The organism is Peribacillus sp. QJM3NY_7, assembly GCF_056173225.1.
In genome coordinates this window covers 5042637-5064465 of the sequence record NZ_CM149663.1, presented here as the reverse complement: position 1 = coordinate 5064465, position 21829 = coordinate 5042637, and the positions used below count along the sequence as shown (strand labels likewise).

Genomic DNA, 21829 nt, shown 5'->3' with positions numbered 1-21829 from the left:
CGTATAATATGGCAGTAGACTATTGTATGAAAAGAGGTTTTTTTATGCTGGTGGGTCATATAAAAGAAATCACCCGTCATCCTGTAAAATCATTCACTGGTGAACAGGTACAGAAAACGAAGGTGATGGACTATGGACTATATGGAGATCGCAGCCATGCCTTTAAAGGAAAAAATGGGAAGTTCCTGACGATAACCCAAGTCCCGGAAATGGTCCGTTATCAAGCTGCTTTTTCTGGTGAGGAAGCACTTGACCAATATCCGGAAATCCAAGTGAAGACCCCTTCAGGAAACGTTTTGACATGGGGAGAGGGAGCCTTTCAGGAGGAAATGGAACGGTTGTTGAAACAGGAGGCAGAACCAGCTGTTTATCATCCTGCACATATTCCGTTAGGTGCGATTGAAGAAGAAAACATCCTGCTTGTCAGTGATGCCTCGATTGGCGAATTGACCAAGCTTTGGGGAAAAGAACTGGATGGCAGGAGATTCAGGCAAAATTTGATTATATCCTTAGTGAATAAAACCCCCTTTTTAGAAGAGCAATGGTTCGGAAAAAGGATTCTAATCGGAAATGAAGTGGAATTGGAGATCAAAAGGCATTGTGAGCGCTGTATGATCATAACTGTCGATCCAAGCGATTCACATAGAGATCCATCACTGCTGAAAACTGTCGTCAAGGAAAGGGAAAATCATTTTGGCGTATATGCCTCGGTCATGCAAACAGGTGAAATCAGAGTGGGCGATGAGGTATTTTTAAAAGATTGAAACAGAAAAGAGCTGCTCCTGTAATCAGGGCAGCTCTTTTTCAATAGCAGGAATCACCGGGTTTTCTTTAAATCATCCTGGACACTCCGATCCCACATTTTTACGCCAGTATGATAAGCCGAGCGCATGATTAAATGTCCGGCAACAGGACTGGTCATGAAGATGAAGATGATCGCGAGCACGACCCGGAAATCGAAATGGCTATGTTTATAATAAAAATATAACAAGGTGCCGATCAGGATGAACATGATTCCAAGTGTCGAGCTTTTTGAGGCAGCGTGATTTCTTGTATAGACGTCGGGCAGCCGGATGGTGCCGAAAGCCGAGACTAAAAAGAGAAAGACTCCCATTAATAGGAATAGGGCCGATAGGATTTCAACGATTGCGGTCATCTTCGATTATCTCCCCTTTCTCAAGGAATTTGGCGAAAGCGACCGTTCCGATGAAAGATAGGATTCCGAGCAGAAGAATGGCTTCCAGATATGCGCTTGTATCCATGACAATGGAGGCAAGTGCAACGATTGCAATAAGATTGATTCCCATTGCATCGAGTGCGATGACCCGATCCGGCACGGAAGGCCCTTTGATTAAACGGTATAAGAATCCAATCATGGAAAGCGAAACACCGAGCAACGCGATTTTAAGCATTAGATCGAACATTATTTGCCCACCTCCATAATCGCTTTTTCAAATGTATTTTTAATGCTGTTCACAGCCTCTTCCTTGTCGGCAATATCCATCGCGTGGATATAAAGAATCCGATTATCTTCCGAAACTTCAACGACAAGTGTTCCTGGTGTAAGTGTAATTAAATTCGATAGTATCGTAATTTCCCAATCCTTGGTCAGCACGGTTTCAAATGCGAATATGCCAGGTTTCATATCCAGGCTCGGTTTAAGCACGGCCTTAAGGACGCTAATGTTGGAAAGTATGAGTTCCCTTGCGAATATGAGCAGCAATAGAACGACGGCATTCACCCTTTTCAAGTAAAAACGATCATTGAAAAAATGACGGAAGACGAACATGATGCCGAGCCCCAATATATATCCGATGATAAAAGTGCTCCCGTTAAACTCATTTTTTAAAAACATCCAGATAAACGCAAGGAACACATTCAGTAAAATTTGGAATGACATCAGGCACTACTCCTTTAAAACCGCTTTGTTATAGATTTCGGGATTCATTAATGAATCTACAGCTTGTGTAATGTATGGGTAAACCGATTCTGTCCCTATTCCGAATAAAACGGAAATGATGACGAGGAGGACCGCCGGAACCAGCATTTTATTGACCTTTCCATTAGTTAAGGCATAATCAGCTTTTGGAGTTCCCCAAAAGCCATTCATGAATATTTTCATGACGGAATAGAGGACCATCAAGCTTGAAATTAAGACAACGGCCATTCCCAAGTAGGCCCCTTTTTCTGCAGCTCCCTGAAGAATAAGGAGCTTGCCGGCAAAACCGCTGAACGGCGGGATTCCCGCCAATGATATGGCCGCTATGAAGAAGGTCCATGCAACGGTCGGGTATTGCTTGATCAAGCCGCCCATGTCCCGTAAATCATCCGATCCGCTGATTTTGATCATGATGCCTACCAGCAGGAAGAGTGCAGCCTTGATCAGCATGTCATGAATGATATATAGAATGGAACCCGATAAGGCCTGTTCATTCATGACGGAGATGCCGAATAGAATAACCCCGACGGCGATGATGATATTGTAAATGATGATTTTTTTTACATCCCAATAAGCTATCGCACCAATGACACCGATGATGATGGTCAAGATTGCAAGTATCGCAAGGAATGTATGGGTGAAATCCTGGTCATGATAAAACATCAGTGTATAGGTCCGGAAAATGGAATAGATCCCGACCTTTGTCAGCAATGCCCCGAATAGAGCCATCACTGGAATGGGCGGAGCATAATAAGAACCAGGCAGCCATTGGAAAAGCGGGAAAATGGCTCCCTTCAAACCGAAGACGATCAGAAAGCCAATCGCTATCACCGAGATGATTCCAGGCTGGTTGACTTCCGTTATCCTTTGACTGATGTCCGCCATGTTCAATGTTCCTAGAACTGAATAAAGATAAGCCACCATGATGACGAAAAAGGAAGAGGATAGTACATTGACGATGATATACTTCAATGATTCCCTCAGCTGGATTTTCGTACCGCCGAGTACAAGCAGCACGTAGGAAGCCATCAGCATGACTTCAAAGAATACGAATAGATTGAAAAGATCCCCCGTAAGGAAGGCACCGTTTACCCCGATCAGCAAAAATTGAAATACAGGATAGTAATAATGTCTTTCCCGTTCTTCCCCTATGGAGTAAAACGAATAAAGCAGTATGGCAAATCCAATGATATTCGTGGTCAGTACGAGCAGCGAAGATAGCATATCTGCGACGATCACGATCCCGAATGGCGCATCCCAGCTGCCGACGCCTAAAGTCAAGATGCCTTGATTATGGACCGTAAACACTAGATAAAGGGAAATTACAATTCCAATAAGTGAAGAAGTAAAGGATATCCCTCTTTGCAGTTTGATTTTTTTTGCAAAGAAAATGAGCAGGATACCTGTGAAAAGCGGCCATAAAACAGGTATGAGAGTAAGATTATTCATTCGCTTCCGTACCTCTCATTTCTTCCATGTCATCCGTACCGAGTTCCTGGTAGGTCCGATAAGCAAGTACCAGCAGAAATGATGTGACTCCGAAACTGATGACGATCGCCGTCAAGATAAGCGCTTGCGGAAGCGGATCGACATAGGATGCAGCTTCATCACTTAGCAATGGAACGGAATCGCCTTTCAAACCGCCCATCGTCAAAATCAAAAGGTGGGCGCCGTGACTGAGCAGCCCTGTCCCGATTATGATTCTTAAAATGCTTTTTGAAAGCATTAAATAGGTCGCACACATAAATAGTATTCCAATTACAATGGCCATTAAAAGTTCCATTATTCACTCTCCCCTATCGTTTGAATAATGGTCATCGTTACACCAACAACCACAAGATAAACACCCAGATCAAAAAGTACCGCAGTATGAAGCGAGATGTGCCCAAGAAGCGGTAAATCAACATATTGATAAACATGTGTCATGAGGGGCACCCCGAAAAATAGACCGCCGGCTACGGTCAGGCTTGATATGAACAAGCCTGACCCGATCATTAATTTATAGTCAATCGGCAGGATGCCGGTGACGGTTTTAATGTCGAAAGCGAGCAACAGCAGGACAATGGCGGCTGAAGTCATTAAACCGCCAACAAACCCGCCTCCCGGGGAATAATGCCCTCCTAAAAAGATGGCTATCGCAAACAGCAAGATAACAAAGGCGGCGACTTTCGTAACCGTTTGGAGAATCAGATCATTTTGCTTCATGATTTATCTTTCCCCCCTGTCAAACGCAATTTGATCATCGCGAATATTCCGAGCGCAGCGATGGAAAGGACACAGATTTCAAACATCGTATCAAGTCCGCGGAAGTCAACAAGAATGACATTTACGACGTTTTTCCCGCCTGCTTCCTTATAAGCATTTTCAAGATAGTAATTGGAGATGGAATCAAACAGTTTATTGCTATGTGCCGATAAGGCAATCAATGTGACGATGACTCCTACACCAATGGATATCATGGCATTATTCAACTTGAACGTCATCCGTTCTTCCTTTCTGCTTGCCATTAACGGAAGGTGGAAGAAACAGAGCAAAAATAGCGATACCGAAATCGTTTCGATGACTAGTTGAGTCAAGGCTAAATCCGGTGCCCGCAGCAAAACGAAAAATAGGGAAATCGTATAACCGACGGCTCCTAAGATGATAATGGAAGTTAAACGGGATCTTGCAAACAGAATGGCGATCGAGCCAATCACGATGATCGCAGCCAATACCAATTCATATATGCCGATCGGGGCAAAATTACCTGTATCCAATTTAAATGCATCCTTCCAATAGAGCGTAAAGCCCAACGAGAGAATGAAGAAAAGGAAGATTGAAAGCAGATACGTCCGAATCGAACCTGACATTAATACTTTCATGACGGAGGAAGCTGAGCGTTCGAGCCCTCTTACCCCGTTATCATACAAAGCATTCAGGGAGAGGCGTTCAGGAATCCACTGAGTGATCTTCTGCCACTTCGGGAGCATCATGTATAAAAGAATCCCAAATGCTATGATGCCGATGGTCATCCATACCTCAGGTTTGAATCCATGCCAAAAGTCGATATGGACTTGGAAATCCGGTCCCGCCAAGCTTGGCTGTATGCCGGCTACAGCAGGTTTAATGATGGATGAAGATAGCAAGTTTGGAAAAATACCGAAAACGATGACCAACGAAGCAAGGATGATCGGGGATATCAGCATCCCAATCGGTGCCTCATGGGGCTTCTTTTCCAATAGTTGTAACTGAAGTTTGCCTGTAAAGGGTTTGAGCACGACAATCATGCTATAAATAAAAGTGAATACACTGGCTACCCATGCAACCACAGGGAACAGGACCCCCCATGTCTCCATATTGAAGATATCCAATTGCAATACATTCACCATGCTGGCCAGGAACATTTCCTTGCTCAAAAAACCATTGAAGGGCGGAAGTCCAGCCATTGAAAAAGCACCTATCACAGCGACGGTGAAAGTGATCGGCATCAACTGCATCAATCCGCCAAGCTTTCTGATATCACGCGTACCGGTTTCATGATCAATGATGCCTGCAACCATGAATAGGCTCCCTTTAAAGGTCGCATGATTAATCAAGTGGAATACTGCTGCAACCGTGGCTGCCAAGTATATATTTTCCCCCAATGTTTCATAGTGGAGTGCCGCAGCACCAAGTCCCAAAAGCGACATGATCAATCCGAGCTGACTGATGGTGGAAAAAGCGAGAATCCCCTTTAAATCAGTCTGCTTGATTGCAGAGAATGAGCCCCAGAACAGGGTGATCAATCCGGCGATCGAAACGAGCCAGAACCATAATCCTGATTCTGCAAAAACAGGGCTTAATCGGGCAACCAAATAAATGCCAGCCTTGACCATTGTGGCGGAATGAAGGTAAGCACTGACCGGAGTAGGGGCTTCCATCGCGTCAGGAAGCCAAATATGGAACGGGAACTGTGCGGATTTAGTGAACGCGCCAAGCAGCACAAGCAAAAGTGCAGGAACGAAAAGCGAGTGGTCCATAAGTTCCCCGCTTTGGGCAATCAATTCACGTATGCTGAATGTGTCCCCCATAATGGAAAGGAGAATGATGCCTCCAAGCATGCTTAAGCCTCCAAGCACAGTGATCAGCAGCGATTTCTGCGCGCCATAACGTGAACGCTCCCTCTCATTCCAATATCCTATCAATAGAAAAGATGATAAACTCGTGAATTCCCAAAACGAATAAAGAACTATTAGATTATCGGAAAGGACGACACCAAGCATTGCCCCCATGAAAAGCAAAAGGAAGACGTAAAATTGGTTCAGCTTTTCTTTCTCCTTCGATAAATAGAAAATTGAATAAAGAACGACGAGTGAACCAATACCTGTAATGAGCAAGGCAAACAAAAGCCCTAGTCCATCCACATAGAAATCAACATCAATTCCGAGAGAAGGAATCCATGTTGCGCTTTCCATGATGATATCCCCTTGTTTGGTCAAGGAAATGAACCTTGAAAAATAGGTGAAAAGGAGAATCGGTAAAATCAATACAAACCATCCTGTATGTATTTGTCGAAATAGTTTATACAATATCGGTACAATAATTGCTAATAGAAACGGTGATAATACCGCCCAATGAAGTAAAGACATAAACTCCCCCCTTTTTTTAAAACGAAGTCAGTCGTCTTATTATGCTTTTTTCGCGCAATTCTAGACGTTAGGAAACTTCGTTGAATATGTATTTTTTTATCGAATGCTTGCCTCGCTTAAAAGTATAACGCAATTTATGTGGGTTTGCATGGCTTTAAAAACGGTGAAGGCCAACTTGAATGATGTTTTATATATAGGTAGAAAAGGAGGGGGAACCGCCCTGAAAAAATTATTAAAAAAAGTTTTTCAACGGTGAATGAGTAGGGTATCCATTTTGAAATCATGGATTATCTTGCATAATATAGGATAAAAGACACATGGATGGAGAAATCATGAAAAACACCTATTTATTTAGTTATTTACCAATCATTTCAATCCTATTATTCAGCCTCTCCTTTGCCATTTATGGGGAAATGCAAATGCTCAAGTTATTTGGAAATTTGGGAATCTACCAAGGGATGCTGGAGTTCTTTTCTGAAGCCGGCATCAAGCTGGCGCTTCCGATCGTATTGCTCCTTTTATTCTTCATGGTTTTTGCTACATTGAAGCTGATCTCCGATACGATATTGGACCTGTCTTTATTATTCTTTTCCAAGGATTCGGAGGATAAAGCCCTGAACAGTGTAAGAAAGGGGTCTGACATTTATGTGATTGGCGGTGCCTGTTCATTGTTCAGCGTTCAATTCATCTTCGGGCTTGGGTCGATCTTTATCGCGACGGATGTCGTGGCTTTAATTTATTTTGTCAATAAGTTGAGCCCGAGCCTGAATTTGTTTAGGCTAGTGGATTGGTCTTCTTTCCAATCTTCGTTTGGACGGCACTGATTTCAATAATCGCTTATGCTGGATTGAAGCTCTATAACAGCGTCATTGCAAGTCTTCCCATATAGCGAAAAAGAAGGTGCCATTGCGGCACCTTCTTTTTTCACTCGGCAGTCTGGCTGATATCTTTCCAAATCAATAGATGGGGTGAATGTGAATAAATGGATTGTAGATTGGATGGCTTGTCCCTTCCAATCCAAACCCCTGTTGTATAGTTTGCTGTCAGACTGACAAACCACATGTCTTTGACATCATTGGTCGTACCAGTTTTACCGCCGACATAATCTGTAGGAAAGCATTGTTTCATGGAGCAGCTGCCGCATCTTTGCTACGGTGCGTTTGTTCCATATCTCCTTGGAGCGGTCTTTCCATTTATAAAGGACTTTACCTTCTTGGTCGGTGACTTTTGTAATGGCTCGTGCTGGCTGATAGTTTCCGTCATGGAAGGAAGTATAAGCATTTGTGAGTTCAAGGGGACTCATGCCATATTCGAATCCGCCTATGGCCGAACTCGTATGGTGGTCTTTTTTGCTGACTTTTCTAAAGCCAAAAGCATCCAGGTACTTGAAACTCGTTTCCACCCCCGTCTTTTCAAAGAGTCTTATGGCGGGTGTGTTATAGGACTGAGCAAAGGCAGTTCTTAGTGTGACCATCCCATAGCTGTCGCCGCTATAATTTTTTGGACAATAGCTATTGCTGCAATAGCTTGCTCCGCTAACGAGCTGATTAATGTCAGCATCCGTTTCTTCTAAATAGGGAGCATAATCAAGAAGCGGCTTAATCGCAAACCCTGGCTGCCTATAGCTTTGGTATGCCCGATTGAAAGAATTTTTTTTTTAATCTTTTCCCCCAATCAAAGAGACAAGCTCGTGCGTATGATGCTGTATAACCACTAAAGCTCCCTCGATATCATTGACACCGATTTTTGATGTACAGCAGTCTTTGATTGTGTTTGCAGTTTAGTATCGAGTGCGGTATGGATGGTTACACCGGAATTCAAAAGCTTTTTGACCTTTTTATCCAACTCGGCTTCCGCGTTCTTACGTATATATTTGTCTAGACCCTCGGAGGATGCCACCCGGTTTTTCAATTCCTGATGAACAGATGTCACGTAATCGGGATATAAGTCGACCGGGATGGACAAGTCTAATTTAATCGTACTTTTAATTAAGACTTTCATACTCGGCCTGTTCTAATGCACCATTGGCAACCATTTGTTCCAGCATTCTCTCCTGACGCTTCTTCGTCGCATCGAAATGTTCAAGGGGATTATAGTATTCCGGATTATTAGGGATTGCGGCAAGGAAGGCAAGTTCCGCCTTGGTTAACTCTCCAGTCGGTTTACTTTAAATAATATTGGGAAGCAGCTTCGATTCCATAAGCTCCATTACTGAAATAGATGGCATTCAAATATAGCTCCATGATTTCCGGTTTTGATTTTTTCGCTCTATCTGATAGGCATAAATGAGTTCACTGAGTTTTCGGTTATATGTCCTATCATGTGATAGATAAACATACCTGGCCAGTTGCTGGGTAATGGTACTGCCGCCTTGTTCGATCGTTTTATTTTGTGAATTGATAAGAAGCGCCCTGCTTATGCCGGATAGGTCGACTCCTGCATGATCATGAAATTTCTGGTCCTCTGTAACGATGAACAGATTTTCCAGGAAAAGGGGGATGTCTTCAAGTTTTAAGTAAGTCCGTTTCTCTTACCAGTGGAAATTTCACTGATGACCTTTCCAATTGCGGCCTTCATGTAACTATTCTGAGCCAGTTTCTTTCGATTCAACAGGAATTCGCTCGTCGAGTACATGATAGGGAGATTGCGCTAAGGACCACTCCTGAGGGGAAAGGAAAATGAAAAGGATCAATACCGGAACTAAGAGGGAAATCGTGATATAGCCAGATACGTGCGCATAGTTCAACTTCCTAACTAATATATTTTTAGTATGTCCTTGGAATGAAGGAATGAAAAAATGGTACTTTTGGTTCATTCAAACATCGTGATCCAAAAAAGGTAGACAATAAAGGATTTTGGGTAAATTAGGTAATGACGGCGAGCGCGGTATCCGAATGGCAAAGAAATAACTTTCTAAATCTTCTGTTATAATAATCTCGTGAGAAAAAACCATGTTTGTTTATATGTTGATGTCAGGAATATGAAGGGGGTCATAAAAATGGAGGAACAACAGCAATATGTATTCATAGATTTTGAATTTACGATGCCGGAAGGAAAAGCCAATCCAACGGGATTTTATCCGGAAATCATTGAGGTTGGTTTAGTCACCGTCATTAATGAGACCATTGAGGAACAATTCTCATCTTTTGTTAACCCATTGAAATTTCCAGTTTTAACGGGAAGATGCAAGAAGTTCTTGAACATTACCCAGGATCAGGTGGACCGGGGGATTTCATTTGAAGAGCTGGTTGCGTTATTGAAGAAAATAGATGAACAGCACCCGACGACGATTGTTACTTGGGGAAATATGGACATGAAGGTGCTTCGCCAGAATTGTCAGAAGGCAGGATTGGATTTCCCTTTTTCAGGGAAGGAAAATGATCTATGCCTGGAGTATAAACGCTTTTTCGGGGATCAAAATCAAACCGGACTTTGGAAAGCTGTACAGGCCTATGGCAAAGAAGGGACAGGCAAGCATCATAGGGCGCTGGATGATGCGATTACGACATATAATATCTTTAAGTTAGTGGAGAAAGATAAAAGTTATATGAAAAATCATGAACCGACGACAATTGGCGACCGCATTGATTTATCAAAGGTATTGAATCATTTAGCGTTATAAAAGCCAAATCATATACTACTGATTTGGCTTTTAAGCTTTATTTGAAATAATCCGCCGCTAGATCTTCAAGCAACTGTAAGCTTTTATCATTCCACTCTGTTTGGGCTTCGCTTAAAGTGCCTTTCATTTTATCAACAGCTTCTCTTAAGGATTCCTTATACTCCGGAATCTCCTCATCGAAAGTCCTTACCATATTCTTTGGTACATTGGTTTGTTCCCGGAATGCAAGAGCACGCCGCTGATGGAACATGGACACTTCCGTTTGCTTCGGGTTATGAAGATCTCCCTGCATGGGATGCTTCAAAACAGCCAACACTTTAACAAGATATGCAGCAGGTCTGATATCGGTGACTTCCCCGATGTATTTTCCAGTTTTATATATGGCGGTAACCTTATCGCCGATTTTAAAATCCTGTTCTGACATTTCCCTACCACCTTTCTTTTAACTTCCTTCATGATACATAAGAACAACGATTTTTCACAGCGAATTTGTTCAATTTCGTAAAGATGCTTTTTTTTTGAAAATCGTGTAAAGTGTACAAATGAAGATGAAAAATGGTGTTTCATGCCATTTTATTTTAAAAAGAAAGAGGTTATGTACAATGACAAACTTTCCGCAATTAACAAGTGAAGTTTTGGAAAATGAAAAAGCGGTCATCATGCAAACGACGATGGGCGATATTAAAATTAAACTATTCCCTGAACTGGCTCCAAAGACAGTGGAGAATTTCTTGACACATGCTGAAAACGGTTATTACGAAGGAATCATCTTCCACCGTGTCATCAAGGATTTCATGCTTCAAGGCGGAGATCCGACAGGGACTGGAATGGGTGGAGAAAGTATTTGGGGAGCTCCATTTGAGGACGAGTTTTCCATGCAATTATTCAATTTGCGCGGAGCTCTTTCCATGGCTAATGCAGGCCCGGGAACAAACGGCAGCCAATTCTTCGTCGTACAAGCCCAGCATGTGGACAGCAGGATGGGTGAGCAAATGAAGCAAGCCGGTTATCCGGAAGAAATCATCAGTGCTTATATGGAACAAGGAGGCACACCTTGGCTGGATCATAAACACTCTGTTTTTGGACAAGTGGTCGAAGGCATGGACGTTGTTGATACGATTGCTAACGTAGAGACAGTTGCGGGAGACAAGCCAGCAGTTGACGTTGTCATTAAAGGGATCACCATTCTATAAATAAAGGCTGTTTTCACATACTTTGTTGCTATTTACCAGGTAGTGAGTTGTGGTTGATTTCCCCTCCAGATGCTTGCTTTCCTTGGTGCGGGCGGTGAGCCTCCTCGGCGTAAACGCCTGTGGGGTCTCACCTATCCCGCTGCTCCTGCAGGAGTCTAAATAGTTTCGTTTTAAAAACAACAATCTTTACGAAATGAGCCTAAATAAAAGATAAGCGAGGGGCTCAGTGCCTCTCGTTTTTTATGTTTTAGTGGATTAGGCCCACTAGTGGATTGTTCTGGTAATTGATATAATGAGAGAATGCAGTTTAATTCCCTATCAGGAAGGATGTAACGGATGGACTTTCTCAATCATGCTTTACTAGGTTTGTTTCTTTACTTTCCGGAAGACAAGACTGAATATATCTCAGCTGGTATAACTTGCTTCATTTTTTTAGTGGCGGCCGTTTTTACGATGAGGGCAATTATAAGATATTCAAAGAAGGAAGAATTGAAAACGAAGCAATTCGAAGATGAGGTCACCAGAAGGAACCAGCGTATAAAGGATGATACCATTTCCTGATCCCGGAAGATGCCTGCATCTCGAGCCCCTTTTTTTTGATATTGATTATCTGAATATGAATGGTATTATGTTTTGTTAGAAGGTCGTAAAGAATTAAATGTTCCTTTCTCAGCATAAGCATTTTATACTATAAGCATAGAGATAGAAATTTTGGGGGCGTAATTGGTTATGCAAATCGTAGCTAAAAGAATGATTGCGGCAGATACGGTCAAGGATTTTTTCATTCAGCACTGGGAGACGACTCAAGTCGTTTTTTCAAGAGGCTTGTTTCATTATGCGGAACTTGAGGGTGTTGGGGTGATGGACGAGAATGGAAAAATCACGGGGTTGGGAACATACAAATTATCCGACCATGTATGTCAGATCATCTCTTTGAACAGTGAGCATGAGAATCAAGGTGTGGGCTCATCATTGCTTTATGTGATGGAAAATATCGCTAAGGAAAAAAATTGCCATACTATTAAAGCGATTACAACGAACGATAATCTACAGGCGTTGAAGTTTTTTCAAAAGCGTGGTTATGTCATTTCGGAAATCGTTAAAAATGCCGTGGAAGAATCACGGAAAATCAAGCCGGAAATACCATTCTACAGTTTTGATGGAATTCCGATCCGAGACGAGATCATACTGGAGAAATGCTTATAATAAGGTGAAATTCACCTGGATATTGATAGGGGGAATGGTTATGTTTAAGAAAATGGCGGCTGATGCCCTTGGTCTTAGTGATATTGGAAGTGTGATTAGTCCTGCAGATTATGACAAGGTGGATGCAGATGATTATATCATGCATGAAGATGGGGAGAAAATTTATTTCCTGATTAAATCGAAAACCGATGAGTACTGTTTCACGAATCAAGCGTTCATACATTTGGACGGCACAAGTGCAATCAGCAAAAAGCGAACACTTACGAGATATAGCTACAGCCAGTATACGATTTCCAATGCCACGCTTGAAACCGCAGGGACAGTGGATTTGGATGCGGAAATTAAATTTTCGATCGGTGCAAAGACTTTCTCCATTGATGTCCATAAGAAATTCATTGAAGAATTAAAGGACTTGTTCAAATCACTCGTGAAAATATCGGAAATTAGCCATGAGAATGAGTTTGCCCTTCAATATGCCCAGCAAAGCGTAAACCTTGCTTCTTCCACTTTGAACCAGGTTCGAACTGATGGAAGCCAAATGGCGGCAAGTTTCAAGGAAATTAATTCGGCCGCTTTCGAATGGTTGATGGACAGCCGGAAAAAGTACCATGTGAAAGATTTTGGCTTTGTTTTTGAAAAATATATGAATAATTAAAAAAGAAGGCGAACACAGAACGATGTGTCCGCCTTCTTTTTTAATTATTCAAATCACTCAATCCCGGGCTATGCTCATTTGGCATATCCGGCATTTCAGGGACCGGGAATCCTTTTGGCGGCTCGGTAACAGCAAGGTTTCCGCCATTTCGGCTCGGTGTCTCCCCTTGGAAAATCTGGCTGATCCGCGTATGATCCATCCTGAAATTGAATTGGGCATTATGGTAGCCTAAATCCACATATTTGCGGCATTCAGGATATTTGTTCAAATCATAATTAGGCACAGGGAAGATTTTTCCCCAGTCGACCCCAAGCGTTTCCAATGCCTTGGCAAATGCATTTTGGTGGGCATTGTCGCGAACCATTAAAAATGCCAGTGTTTCGCGCATTGTTTTATTGGAACTCATTTCATAAATCCTCGACTTTTGCAGGACTCCCGTAGATTCAAGCATGACATTATTCAAAAGGTTGGCCACAAGATTACCGTGATCATAAACCCATGATCCGTTCCATGGATTGCCGCCAGCATCGACGGGCAGGGATGCTTTCGCACCGATGATGAAATGGTGGGGGTTTGCGCCGCCTTTAATGACTTCATCCAATGGGGCGCCATCGATACCGGAATCTCCAGGCATATCCCCGCCAGCATCATTCAGCAGCTGATTGATGGTAGATTGGACAAGTTCTACATGGCTCAGTTCCTCCAAGAAAACCCCGCGAATTAAATCACGATATTGTTTAGCCTTGCCGCGGAAGTTGGCGCTTTGGAAAGAATATTGCATCATCGTCCGCATTTCACCGAATTGCCCTCCAAGCGTTTCCTGGAGCACTTTTGCTGCATTTGGATCAGGCTTATCGGGAACGATCATATTGATTAAGTCTTCTTTATAGAAGTACAAATGGAAGTCCTCCTTAAAATAAATATTTCTAAGTTAGCTTCTGTTATCTGAATTAAATTATTCCTAAGGTAAAAAGTACCTTTATGGAATGACCGAAAGAGAGAAATACTAGAGGGAAGAACGATTTTGAAAGGATGTTGCACATGCTATCCAATCAGCAGCTAAAAGAATTTCAACAGCAATTGCAGCAAACGAAGCAAGAGTTGGAAGACCGATTAAATGATTCAGGCAACTACGATTTAAGAAGAAGCATGGAGGATTCGACTGGTGAGTTATCGAGTTACGATAATCATCCCGGAGATGAAGGAACCGAGTTATATGAACGGGAAAAGGATTTGGCCCTTTCCGAGCATGATCGGGATGAAATAAGGGATATTGAACGAGCGCTTTCTGCCATCGAGGCAGGTGGGTATGGAAAATGCGAGGTTTGTTCAAAGGAAATACCTCTTGAACGTTTGAAAGCGATCCCTACTACGACTTATTGTGTCGAGCATACCCCCTCACAGGAAACTTCGGACAATCGGCCGGTGGAAGAGGAAGTGCTCGGACCCCCATTTGGGAGGTTTGATTATGATGACCGGCATGAATCGGTTGCGTACGATGCGGAAGATTCTTGGCAGGATGTTGCCAGTTATGGAACATCTGAATCGCCTTCCGATTTCGTAAATCCGCCAAACGATTACGAAGATATGTATGTCGAGTCCGAAGAAAATGTCGGCTATGTCGAAAATTATGAAAATTTCGTTGGTGTGGATATATACGGTAAAGAGGTAACGGTTTATCCGAACTCCCAATATGAAGAATTGAAGGAAGAACTTTTTGAAGAAAATATTCAAACCCCATTTGGGGATTTGCCCCGATATGAGCATGATCCATATGTGGATGAAGAAAAAGATTGAAAAAGAAGAACCAGGATTCTAAGCCTGGTTCTTTTTTTATTTAAGAAAAAGCCAATTTCAACCGGTTTAGCCCATCCATCAGGACGCTGCGTGAACAACCGAGATTCATGCGGACGAAACCTTCTCCGCCAGGTCCGTATTTAGAACCAGGCTCCAATGCGAGCTTCCCTTGATGGATCAGTCGATCCTTTATTTCCTTGTCGGTCAATCCAAGGTCACGGCAGTCAATCCATAAAAGGTAAGAGGCTTCCGGATGCATGACATGGAGTGAAGGAATTTCGGCTGCAATGAATTCCTCTGCCACTTTTATATTCTCCTCAATGTAGCCAATCATGTCTTCAAGCCATTCCAAGCCCTCCCGATACGCGGCTTCCATTGCTGTTAAGGCAAAGATGTTAAGGCCATGAAAGGCCAGTTTCGTTTGCGCCATTTGCAGTTTCTTCTGCAATCTTTCATTACTGGTGATCAGGAATGAAGCCTGAAGGCCGGCAATATTGAATGTTTTGCTTGGCGCCATCAATGTAACGGTCCTATCCGCTAATTTTCGTGAAAGGGAGCCGATCGGATAATGCTTGGATGTTGTAAGGAATAAGTCAGCATGTATCTCATCACTGACGATGACTACATCATATTTTTCACATAGCTCCCCGATCCGTAGGAGTTCATCCTTTGTCCAAACGCGTCCGCCAGGGTTATGGGGACTGCAAAAAAGGAATAGTTTCACTCCGCTTTTCAGCTTGTCCTCAAAATCGTTGAAATCAATCTCGAAGCGGTCCTTTTCTATGATAAGGGGACTATTGACCACTTCCCGGTCATTATTTTTGATCATATCAAAAAATGGGGTATAGACGGGAGATTGTAACAGTATTTTATCGCCCGGGTTCGTGAATGCCTGGATCGTTGTACCGATTGCGGAAACGACGCCGGAGCTGAATGAAATCCACTTCTTATCGATTTGCCAGGAGTGCCGGTCTTTAAGCCAGCTTTGAATTTCAGTGAAAACCGTTTCAGAAGGGACGGTATAGCCGAAAATTGGATGATTCAAGCGTTCCATCAATGCCTTTTGAATGCCCTCAGGAGATGGGAAGTCCATATCGGCAACCCACATTGGCAGAACATCCTCGCGCCCATATAAGGATGTGAGGGAGTTTTTATCCCATTTTGCAGACCCTGAATTTTCCCTGTTGATTTGTTCTTCAAATATTGATTTGTTCAAAATATCCACCACCGAATAAAAATTTGTCGTCTTCGCGAAAAGCCTGTTGTTATGATACTATGATATCATGTTCTTTGAAAATATTGAGCAGGTGATAAATTAGATGGATACACAGCAAATGAATTTAGCGTTGGTTGCCGTTTTACAAGAATGGGACCCTTTCAAGATAGGTTGGGATCTATATGAGCCGGAAATTGCAGATACGGTCGTAGCGATCCGGGATATAGATGACCCGAAGGAACTGGCGGAAAAAATAAAATCCATTTACGAGTTCGCATTCGATGAATCCATTCAGATGGAAAAGTGCCTGGACGTTGCACGAAAGCTGCTCATCATAAAAAATGATGCCAGCTGTTCGATATAAAGGTGAAAAAGGTGTACCCGGAAATCAGGGGCACCTTTTTTACGTTGTTTTTTTGCTCTATACCCATAGTTTGTTCAGTTAACTGATGGTTTGTGCAGTATACTCGTGAATTTCAGTGATTTACCCGTGAGATTCGGCGATTTATTGGTGAATTGTGCTTTTAATCGTAAGTTTGTGCAGTATACTCGTGAGTTTTGGCTATTTACTCGTGAATTACAGCCATTTACTCGTGAGTTTCGCCCATTTACTCGTGAATTACAGCGATTTACTCGTGAATTTACGTTAGGGTGGCTACTCCAATAAACCCCTTAATTAGTTGATACACTTCTTCAGGTTTCTCCTCTGGAAGAAGGTGACCGGAATCCTCAATGACAACAAGCTCGGAATTAGGCAGGTCTTCATGGAGCCTTTCGCCGATACTCAATGGCACCACTCGATCATGTCTTCCCCAAATAAGCAGGCATGGTGTATGTATATCACTAAGGTCCTCCTTCAGCAAATCGATTTCCTTATCTCGAAGCATCCTTCCCAATGCCCGGAAAATATCATGCTTCTTTATGAATGGCCCGAGATATCCCTGCCGCATTTCATCGTCAATCATCGCCGTGTCATGGACGACATTTTTCAAGTTCTTTTCGATACCTGATTTTTGCAGATACCGTTTTATCCCGTATGAAAAGAAAGGCAGGTAACTGACCATCTTCATTTTTTCCGAGTAGCCGGGCTGATAGCCTGAGCCGGCAAGTAGAATGGCATGGTCGACAAGATCAGGATATGACTTGATGAGCTGCAGGGAAATCTGCCCGCCCATGGAATGGCCGATGATACTGAATTTCCTGATTCCTTTTCCCTCCAGGAACATAACGACGGATTTAGCGATGTTTCGGAATGAATATGTATATCGATAATCTTTTCCGCTTTGCCCGAATGGCGGGAGGTCTATGGAGATCACATTGTATTCCTTGATTAAATGGGGGACTAATTTACGGAAACTGAAGCTCGATGACAAAAATCCGTGAAGCAGGACAAGGGTGGGGAGAGAATCATCGATTCGGTCATATTCAAAATAGATTTCGATATCCCCTACCCGTTCGAGACCTTTGATTGTATGACTTTCCATATAAGCTCCTCCTCCGTTATTGTTCCATGATAAAAACATATGTTACCCTGAATATTCCAAAAAAGGTCCTATAATACTGTTGCATAACAGTAATTGTAATAATAACGATGAAAAAAGACAATTACTATAACAGGTCACCAGCCAATTTTGATATAATAGTGTAAGTTTATCCTGACAGCATAGGACTTATTAAATTATATTGTCATATAGGTTTTTTAAAAAGTCTAATAAGGTAATTCGTGAGACTATCTGCCAGCCAAACCATCACAGCTAAATTAGTGAATTCCAAAAGGGGGGTTTTCCAATGCACTTGAATGAAGAGGAATTGGAAGTCTTGAGAATCATTGAAAATAACAGCCGGATTGATCTGAAGGATTTGGCTAAAATGACCGATCAATCAGATTCGGACATTGAAATAACATTGAAGAAATTAGAAGATATGCGGGTCATTGTACGTTACTTAACAGTCATTAACTGGGCTAAAGTGGATGAATACCATGGTGTCACAGCGATGATCGATGTAAAGGTCACTCCAAAACGCGGCGTCGGTTTCGATGATGTTGCAAAAAGGATTTACAAGTTCAAAGAAGTCGAGTCCGTTTATTTAATGTCTGGGGCATATGATCTTTCAGTCATTGTCGAAGGACGTTCGATGAACGAAGTGGCAAGCTTCGTTTCGGAAAAACTTTCGACACTGGATTCCGTCATTTCTACGACGACTCACTTCATAATGAAAAAATACAAGCATGATGGCACCATTTTTGATCAAACTGAAGAAGATAAGCGGATAGTGGTGTCACCATGATTAAAACGAGTTATGTTTCAAAAACGATTGCAGAGCTTAAGCCATCAGGCATCCGCCGCTTTTTCGACTTGGCAGCCAATTTGGAAGGGGTCGTTTCGCTTGGTGTAGGTGAACCGGATTTCGTTACATCTTGGGCGGTAAGGGAAGCGGCGATCAACTCCCTGGAGGAAGGATATACCTCATATACGGCCAATGCCGGATTATTTGAATTAAGGTCGGAAATCAGCCGGTATATGGAGAAGCAGTTCCATGTTTCGTATAGACCGGATGATCAAATCATTGTCACGGTCGGTGCAAGCCAGGCCCTCGATATTGCCCTGAGGACCATCTTGAATCCAGGTGAAGAAGTCATTGTCGTCGAACCTTGTTTCGTCGCCTATGCACCGCTTGTGACCATGGCAGGGGGAATACCGGTCACGGTCCAAACATCCAAGGAAGAAGACTTTAAGTTGACTCCCCAACAACTCGAAGCGGCGATCACGCCTAAAACGAAGGCCGTTTTAATCTGTTCACCGAATAACCCGACGGGAACCCAGCTTGGGCAGGAAGAATTAGTGATGCTTGCTGACATCGTTAAAAAGCATGACTTGCTGGTGATTTCCGATGAAATCTATGCCGAACTTGCTTATGATGAGGAATTCACTTCTTTTGCTGCCGTTGACGGCATGCTTGAGCGGACGATTGTCATCAATGGGTTTTCGAAAGGGTTTGCGATGACAGGGTGGCGTCTTGGGTTCGTTTGTGCACCTAAGGAAATTTCCGAAGCGATGCTTAAGCTTCACCAATATGCGATGATGTGCGCGCCGACCGTTGCGCAGCATGCTGCATTGGAAGCTTTAAAGAACGGTATGCAGGATGTGGAAGAAATGCGTCGGAGTTATCGGAGAAGACGAAATTATATCGTGAAATCATTTAACGATATGGGGCTGGATTGCCATAATCCCGGCGGGGCTTTTTATGCTTTTCCATCAATCGAGAGAACGGGGATGACTTCGATGGAATTTGCTGAAAAACTTCTGACGGAAGAACTTGTTGCCGTTGTACCGGGAGATGTGTTCGGGGAAAGCGGTGAAGGTCATATCCGCTGTTCTTATGCATCCTCCATGGAACAGCTTCAGGAGGCGCTCAGGAGAATGGAACGTTTCATGAAGAATCATTGCCAATAAAAGCAAAAAAATAGGGATCCGGCCATTAGCAGCCGGATCCCTTTCCATAGGGGGAATTAGAAAAAAGAGTTAATCTAATGGATTAACATAGAAAGTGTTAATCATAGTATATCCAGTACCCAGAAAAAAAATACACATACTACGACCCATTTTTTGAATTAAGCTTGTGTTTTATATAAAGTATGCATAACTTTCAGAATTTTTTCTTCGCTAAAGTCCTTGGCTGTCCTTAGAATGAGCTCAGCTTTTTTGGTTCCGATTTCTTCAATCAATTTTTTTAAGTCCTCGTCGATACCAGCAGCGTTACCGGTCTGGGCATCCTTCAGGAATTCTGAAGCCGGAATGTCAAGAACGGTGGAAAGACGTAAAATGGTTTGTGTATCAGGAACCGATTCACCCGATTCATACTTTTCGATTTTCTTTGTGCCGATTCGTAATTTCAAAGCCAGTTCCTGTTGAGTTAGGTTGTGATCTTCTCGGTATTGACGGATATTCTTCGCGATATTTGACATGGTCAGACACTCCTTTTTCAGGAAATATATTTTTATTAAGTAATTATTTTACCATATTATTACTTAAGTGAAGGAACGGAATATGTAGGTTTTGTGAAAAAAATGCCGCATCGAGAAATATCGAAACGGCACGTTGAATGTTAAATGAGATTAGTTGACTTAAGGAATACGAGTATGATCATGATCGGCACGATGTAGCGAATCAGGAAGTACCAAAGTTTAAAAAGTGATCGGCCGGGATCAGCGCCAGTTTCGAACTCCTTTTGTACCTCGATCCTTTTCATTTGATAACCGATGAAAAGGGATATGAACAAGGCGCCGACTGGAAGCGCGATATTGCTTGTCAGATAATCAGCGAAATCGAATATGGATAAATTGAAAATCTTCACATCCGAAAGCACCCCAAAGGACAATGCGCTAGGAATCCCAATCAGGAAAACGGTGATACCAGCTATCCAAGAGGCCTTCTTCCGTTTTGCGGAATCCCCCTTGATCATGGCTGCAACGACGATTTCGAGAATGGAGAATGCCGTCGTAAGGGTGGCAAATAATAATAATATGAAGAAAATGAACATGAAGATCCCGCCAAGCGCCATTTCATTGAAGACGGCAGGCAACACGACAAATACCAGTCCAGGCCCGCTTGAAGGACTGAAACCCAGTGCGAAAACAGCCGGGAAGATGACCAAACCTGCCAGCAAGGAAATGAAGATATTCAGTCCAACTACCGAAAAGGCCGATTTTGTAATATCTTCTTTTTTACTTAAATAGGATGCGTAGGTTACCATCACGGAAACACCGACACTTAGTGCAAAGAAGGATTGGCCGAGTGCCAATAGGATCGTTTCCCCTGTTAATGCGGAAAAGTCCGGTTTCAAGAAGAATTTAACACCTTCCATTGCCCCATCCAGGGTCAAGGAGCGGATAAGAAGGATGATGAAAAGAATGAACAATGAAGGCATCATATATTTATTAGCCTTTTCAATTCCCTTGGAAACGCCGCCTTGCACGACCCAAATGGTAAAGACCATGAATAATAACTGAGCGATGACCGTTTCATAAGGATTACTGATTATCGTATTGAAGAAGTTCCCATATTCCTCTTGCGTCAAGTTTGAGAGGGAACCTGTAAAGCTCCTTGCTAAATAGGAGATGATCCAGCCTCCAACAACACTGAAGAAGGAAAGAAGGATGATTGAAGCGACTACACCGCCATATCCAATCAATGCCCAAGGCTTTCCAGGGGCGATATGTTTATATGCGCTAATGGCATCTTTCTGTGCATTGCGGCCAATCGTGAATTCCGCTATTAATATCGGTGCCCCGATAAGCAGGGTGAATATAATGAAGAGCAGGAAAAAGACCCCACCGCCATTTTCCCCAGTCATATACGGGAGCTTCCAGATGGCGCCCAATCCAATAGCGGATCCCGCGGCTGCCAGGATGAACCCAAGTTTTGAAGTCCATTGATCTTGTTTTGACATGATGGAAAAACTCCTTTAGATGTAAAGAATATCTAGCTGTATATTATTTTTTTAAAACATTTTCTCATCTTACTATGATTAGGGGCAATTGGATAGGTTTAATATTACAATCTTTAGAAAAATGAGTAAATATCTTAAGGGAA

Annotated in this window: 27 protein-coding genes and 2 pseudogenes; 11 read left to right on the top strand and 18 right to left on the bottom strand. The window is 42.7% G+C overall.

Annotated elements, in window-relative coordinates:
• Positions 1-44 precede the first annotated feature (44 nt).
• On the top strand, positions 45-764 hold the full coding sequence (locus AC0VX1_RS24515) for an MOSC domain-containing protein (protein WP_413008032.1): 720 nt from the start codon (positions 45-47) through the stop codon (positions 762-764).
• A 53-nt stretch (positions 765-817) separates the two neighbouring features.
• On the opposite strand, the gene mnhG is transcribed toward AC0VX1_RS24515, so the two are convergent.
• The 7 genes from mnhG to AC0VX1_RS24480 are packed head-to-tail and all read right to left on the bottom strand — an operon-like array spanning position 818 to position 6546.
• The gene (mnhG, locus tag AC0VX1_RS24510; protein ID WP_413021798.1) at positions 818-1156 is read right to left on the bottom strand and encodes a monovalent cation/H(+) antiporter subunit G; all 339 of its coding nucleotides are present in this window, start codon (positions 1154-1156) and stop codon (positions 818-820) included.
• On the bottom strand, positions 1140-1412 hold the full coding sequence (locus tag AC0VX1_RS24505) for a Na(+)/H(+) antiporter subunit F1 (protein ID WP_370023645.1): 273 nt from the start codon (positions 1410-1412) through the stop codon (positions 1140-1142). The genes mnhG and AC0VX1_RS24505 overlap by 17 nt, the downstream gene beginning before the upstream one ends.
• Before the next feature lie 11 nt (positions 1413-1423).
• Positions 1424-1900: a Na+/H+ antiporter subunit E gene (locus tag AC0VX1_RS24500; protein WP_413000798.1), complete on the bottom strand. Its 477-nt coding sequence runs from the start codon at positions 1898-1900 to the stop codon at positions 1424-1426.
• Positions 1901-1906: 6 nt separating this feature from the next.
• Positions 1907-3388 carry a Na+/H+ antiporter subunit D gene (locus AC0VX1_RS24495; protein ID WP_475469433.1) on the bottom strand — a complete coding sequence of 494 codons (1482 nt, stop codon included), beginning with the start codon at positions 3386-3388 and terminating at the stop codon, positions 1907-1909.
• Complete coding sequence (locus AC0VX1_RS24490) at positions 3381-3722, bottom strand: Na(+)/H(+) antiporter subunit C (protein WP_095390925.1); 342 nt, start codon at positions 3720-3722, stop codon at positions 3381-3383. The genes AC0VX1_RS24495 and AC0VX1_RS24490 overlap by 8 nt, the downstream gene beginning before the upstream one ends.
• Positions 3722-4144 (bottom strand): Na(+)/H(+) antiporter subunit B, encoded by a 423-nt coding sequence (locus AC0VX1_RS24485; protein ID WP_413021803.1) that lies wholly within the window; start codon positions 4142-4144, stop codon positions 3722-3724. Before AC0VX1_RS24485 ends, AC0VX1_RS24490 begins: the two co-directional genes overlap by 1 nt.
• Positions 4141-6546 (bottom strand): Na+/H+ antiporter subunit A, encoded by a 2406-nt coding sequence (locus AC0VX1_RS24480; protein WP_475469431.1) that lies wholly within the window; start codon positions 6544-6546, stop codon positions 4141-4143. The genes AC0VX1_RS24485 and AC0VX1_RS24480 overlap by 4 nt, the downstream gene beginning before the upstream one ends.
• A 317-nt stretch (positions 6547-6863) precedes the next feature.
• Between AC0VX1_RS24480 and AC0VX1_RS24475 the strand changes: the two are divergent.
• Positions 6864-7435 (top strand): annotated as a pseudogene (locus AC0VX1_RS24475) (DUF5366 family protein).
• A 35-nt stretch (positions 7436-7470) separates the two neighbouring features.
• Here AC0VX1_RS24475 and AC0VX1_RS24470 read toward each other — a convergent pair.
• The 5 genes and pseudogenes from AC0VX1_RS24470 to AC0VX1_RS24450 form a co-directional block, all read right to left on the bottom strand.
• Positions 7471-7674, bottom strand: a complete 204-nt coding sequence (locus AC0VX1_RS24470; protein WP_475469429.1) for a hypothetical protein — start codon at positions 7672-7674, stop codon at positions 7471-7473.
• Positions 7637-8149: a penicillin-binding transpeptidase domain-containing protein gene (locus tag AC0VX1_RS24465; protein WP_413021816.1), complete on the bottom strand. Its 513-nt coding sequence runs from the start codon at positions 8147-8149 to the stop codon at positions 7637-7639. The genes AC0VX1_RS24470 and AC0VX1_RS24465 overlap by 38 nt, the downstream gene beginning before the upstream one ends.
• A 110-nt stretch (positions 8150-8259) precedes the next feature.
• Positions 8260-8547, bottom strand: a complete 288-nt coding sequence (locus AC0VX1_RS24460) for a hypothetical protein (RefSeq protein ID WP_475469427.1) — start codon at positions 8545-8547, stop codon at positions 8260-8262.
• The gene (locus AC0VX1_RS24455; protein ID WP_082609402.1) at positions 8531-8662 is read right to left on the bottom strand and encodes a hypothetical protein; all 132 of its coding nucleotides are present in this window, start codon (positions 8660-8662) and stop codon (positions 8531-8533) included. The genes AC0VX1_RS24460 and AC0VX1_RS24455 overlap by 17 nt, the downstream gene beginning before the upstream one ends.
• Before the next feature lie 46 nt (positions 8663-8708).
• Positions 8709-9019, bottom strand: a pseudogene (locus tag AC0VX1_RS24450) (transglycosylase domain-containing protein).
• A gap of 525 nt (positions 9020-9544) precedes the next feature.
• Between AC0VX1_RS24450 and kapD the strand changes: the two are divergent.
• Positions 9545-10168 carry a 3'-5' exonuclease KapD gene (gene kapD, locus AC0VX1_RS24445; RefSeq protein ID WP_034310264.1) on the top strand — a complete coding sequence of 208 codons (624 nt, stop codon included), beginning with the start codon at positions 9545-9547 and terminating at the stop codon, positions 10166-10168.
• 37 nt (positions 10169-10205) lie between these two features.
• Here the strand turns inward: kapD and kapB are convergent, their stop codons facing one another.
• A complete protein-coding gene (gene kapB / locus AC0VX1_RS24440; RefSeq protein ID WP_034310268.1) occupies positions 10206-10592 on the bottom strand; it encodes a kinase-associated lipoprotein KapB in 387 nt (128 codons plus the stop codon).
• A 178-nt stretch (positions 10593-10770) separates the two neighbouring features.
• On the opposite strand from kapB, the gene AC0VX1_RS24435 reads away from it, so the two are divergent.
• The 4 genes from AC0VX1_RS24435 (at position 10771) to AC0VX1_RS24420 (ending at position 13222) form a co-directional block, all read left to right on the top strand.
• On the top strand, positions 10771-11361 hold the full coding sequence (locus tag AC0VX1_RS24435) for a peptidylprolyl isomerase (protein WP_034310270.1): 591 nt from the start codon (positions 10771-10773) through the stop codon (positions 11359-11361).
• Positions 11362-11697: 336 nt separating this feature from the next.
• Complete coding sequence (locus tag AC0VX1_RS24430) at positions 11698-11922, top strand: hypothetical protein (RefSeq protein ID WP_034310272.1); 225 nt, start codon at positions 11698-11700, stop codon at positions 11920-11922.
• Positions 11923-12090: 168 nt separating this feature from the next.
• Complete coding sequence (locus tag AC0VX1_RS24425; protein ID WP_034310275.1) at positions 12091-12567, top strand: GNAT family N-acetyltransferase; 477 nt, start codon at positions 12091-12093, stop codon at positions 12565-12567.
• 40 nt (positions 12568-12607) lie between these two features.
• Entirely contained in the window at positions 12608-13222 is a 615-nt protein-coding gene (locus AC0VX1_RS24420; RefSeq protein WP_095390929.1) for a PH domain-containing protein, read from the top strand.
• Positions 13223-13262: 40 nt separating this feature from the next.
• On the opposite strand, the gene AC0VX1_RS24415 is transcribed toward AC0VX1_RS24420, so the two are convergent.
• On the bottom strand, positions 13263-14120 hold the full coding sequence (locus AC0VX1_RS24415) for a manganese catalase family protein (RefSeq protein WP_475469424.1): 858 nt from the start codon (positions 14118-14120) through the stop codon (positions 13263-13265).
• 143 nt (positions 14121-14263) lie between these two features.
• Between AC0VX1_RS24415 and AC0VX1_RS24410 the strand changes: the two genes are divergently transcribed.
• A complete protein-coding gene (locus AC0VX1_RS24410; RefSeq protein WP_034310284.1) occupies positions 14264-15019 on the top strand; it encodes a TraR/DksA C4-type zinc finger protein in 756 nt (251 codons plus the stop codon).
• A 40-nt stretch (positions 15020-15059) separates the two neighbouring features.
• Here AC0VX1_RS24410 and AC0VX1_RS24405 read toward each other — a convergent pair whose 3' ends face one another.
• Complete coding sequence (locus AC0VX1_RS24405; RefSeq protein ID WP_475471881.1) at positions 15060-16244, bottom strand: MalY/PatB family protein; 1185 nt, start codon at positions 16242-16244, stop codon at positions 15060-15062.
• Positions 16245-16338: 94 nt separating this feature from the next.
• Here AC0VX1_RS24405 and AC0VX1_RS24400 point away from each other — a divergent pair, with 94 nt between their 5' ends.
• Positions 16339-16599 (top strand): DUF1871 family protein, encoded by a 261-nt coding sequence (locus tag AC0VX1_RS24400; protein WP_048882924.1) that lies wholly within the window; start codon positions 16339-16341, stop codon positions 16597-16599.
• A gap of 277 nt (positions 16600-16876) precedes the next feature.
• Here the strand turns inward: AC0VX1_RS24400 and AC0VX1_RS24395 are convergent, their stop codons facing one another.
• On the bottom strand, positions 16877-17719 hold the full coding sequence (locus AC0VX1_RS24395) for an alpha/beta fold hydrolase (protein ID WP_413024687.1): 843 nt from the start codon (positions 17717-17719) through the stop codon (positions 16877-16879).
• 304 nt (positions 17720-18023) lie between these two features.
• On the opposite strand from AC0VX1_RS24395, the gene AC0VX1_RS24390 reads away from it, so the two are divergent.
• Complete coding sequence (locus AC0VX1_RS24390; RefSeq protein WP_034310292.1) at positions 18024-18524, top strand: Lrp/AsnC family transcriptional regulator; 501 nt, start codon at positions 18024-18026, stop codon at positions 18522-18524.
• Positions 18521-19690, top strand: a complete 1170-nt coding sequence (locus AC0VX1_RS24385; protein ID WP_034310296.1) for an aminotransferase — start codon at positions 18521-18523, stop codon at positions 19688-19690. The genes AC0VX1_RS24390 and AC0VX1_RS24385 overlap by 4 nt, the downstream gene beginning before the upstream one ends.
• A 158-nt stretch (positions 19691-19848) precedes the next feature.
• Here the strand turns inward: AC0VX1_RS24385 and AC0VX1_RS24380 are convergent, their stop codons facing one another.
• Positions 19849-20202, bottom strand: a complete 354-nt coding sequence (locus AC0VX1_RS24380; protein ID WP_057278025.1) for a helix-turn-helix domain-containing protein — start codon at positions 20200-20202, stop codon at positions 19849-19851.
• A 140-nt stretch (positions 20203-20342) separates the two neighbouring features.
• Positions 20343-21686: a sodium-dependent transporter gene (locus tag AC0VX1_RS24375; protein ID WP_053536716.1), complete on the bottom strand. Its 1344-nt coding sequence runs from the start codon at positions 21684-21686 to the stop codon at positions 20343-20345.
• Positions 21687-21829 lie beyond the last annotated feature (143 nt).

Bases quoted from the DNA above. Each gene is read 5' to 3' on its own strand.
- AC0VX1_RS24395 (WP_413024687.1), bottom strand. From the start codon at position 17,719: ATGGAAAGTCATACAATCAAAGGTCTCGAACGGGTAGGGGATATCGAA.
- AC0VX1_RS24485 (WP_413021803.1), bottom strand. From the start codon at position 4,144: ATGAAGCAAAATGATCTGATTCTCCAAACGGTTACGAAAGTCGCCGCC.
- kapD (WP_034310264.1), top strand. From the start codon at position 9,545: ATGGAGGAACAACAGCAATATGTATTCATAGATTTTGAATTTACGATG.
- AC0VX1_RS24375 (WP_053536716.1), bottom strand. From the start codon at position 21,686: ATGTCAAAACAAGATCAATGGACTTCAAAACTTGGGTTCATCCTGGCA.
- AC0VX1_RS24515 (WP_413008032.1), top strand. From the start codon at position 45: ATGCTGGTGGGTCATATAAAAGAAATCACCCGTCATCCTGTAAAATCA.
- AC0VX1_RS24430 (WP_034310272.1), top strand. From the start codon at position 11,698: ATGGACTTTCTCAATCATGCTTTACTAGGTTTGTTTCTTTACTTTCCG.
- AC0VX1_RS24390 (WP_034310292.1), top strand. From the start codon at position 18,024: ATGCACTTGAATGAAGAGGAATTGGAAGTCTTGAGAATCATTGAAAAT.
- mnhG (WP_413021798.1), bottom strand. From the start codon at position 1,156: ATGACCGCAATCGTTGAAATCCTATCGGCCCTATTCCTATTAATGGGA.
- AC0VX1_RS24400 (WP_048882924.1), top strand. From the start codon at position 16,339: ATGGATACACAGCAAATGAATTTAGCGTTGGTTGCCGTTTTACAAGAA.
- AC0VX1_RS24500 (WP_413000798.1), bottom strand. From the start codon at position 1,900: ATGTCATTCCAAATTTTACTGAATGTGTTCCTTGCGTTTATCTGGATG.
- AC0VX1_RS24505 (WP_370023645.1), bottom strand. From the start codon at position 1,412: ATGCTTAAAATCGCGTTGCTCGGTGTTTCGCTTTCCATGATTGGATTC.
- AC0VX1_RS24490 (WP_095390925.1), bottom strand. From the start codon at position 3,722: ATGGAACTTTTAATGGCCATTGTAATTGGAATACTATTTATGTGTGCG.
- AC0VX1_RS24435 (WP_034310270.1), top strand. From the start codon at position 10,771: ATGACAAACTTTCCGCAATTAACAAGTGAAGTTTTGGAAAATGAAAAA.
- kapB (WP_034310268.1), bottom strand. From the start codon at position 10,592: ATGTCAGAACAGGATTTTAAAATCGGCGATAAGGTTACCGCCATATAT.
- AC0VX1_RS24470 (WP_475469429.1), bottom strand. From the start codon at position 7,674: ATGAAACAATGCTTTCCTACAGATTATGTCGGCGGTAAAACTGGTACG.
- AC0VX1_RS24420 (WP_095390929.1), top strand. From the start codon at position 12,608: ATGTTTAAGAAAATGGCGGCTGATGCCCTTGGTCTTAGTGATATTGGA.
- AC0VX1_RS24425 (WP_034310275.1), top strand. From the start codon at position 12,091: ATGCAAATCGTAGCTAAAAGAATGATTGCGGCAGATACGGTCAAGGAT.
- AC0VX1_RS24385 (WP_034310296.1), top strand. From the start codon at position 18,521: ATGATTAAAACGAGTTATGTTTCAAAAACGATTGCAGAGCTTAAGCCA.
- AC0VX1_RS24480 (WP_475469431.1), bottom strand. From the start codon at position 6,546: ATGTCTTTACTTCATTGGGCGGTATTATCACCGTTTCTATTAGCAATT.
- AC0VX1_RS24380 (WP_057278025.1), bottom strand. From the start codon at position 20,202: ATGTCAAATATCGCGAAGAATATCCGTCAATACCGAGAAGATCACAAC.
- AC0VX1_RS24410 (WP_034310284.1), top strand. From the start codon at position 14,264: ATGCTATCCAATCAGCAGCTAAAAGAATTTCAACAGCAATTGCAGCAA.
- AC0VX1_RS24460 (WP_475469427.1), bottom strand. From the start codon at position 8,547: ATGAAAGTCTTAATTAAAAGTACGATTAAATTAGACTTGTCCATCCCG.
- AC0VX1_RS24495 (WP_475469433.1), bottom strand. From the start codon at position 3,388: ATGAATAATCTTACTCTCATACCTGTTTTATGGCCGCTTTTCACAGGT.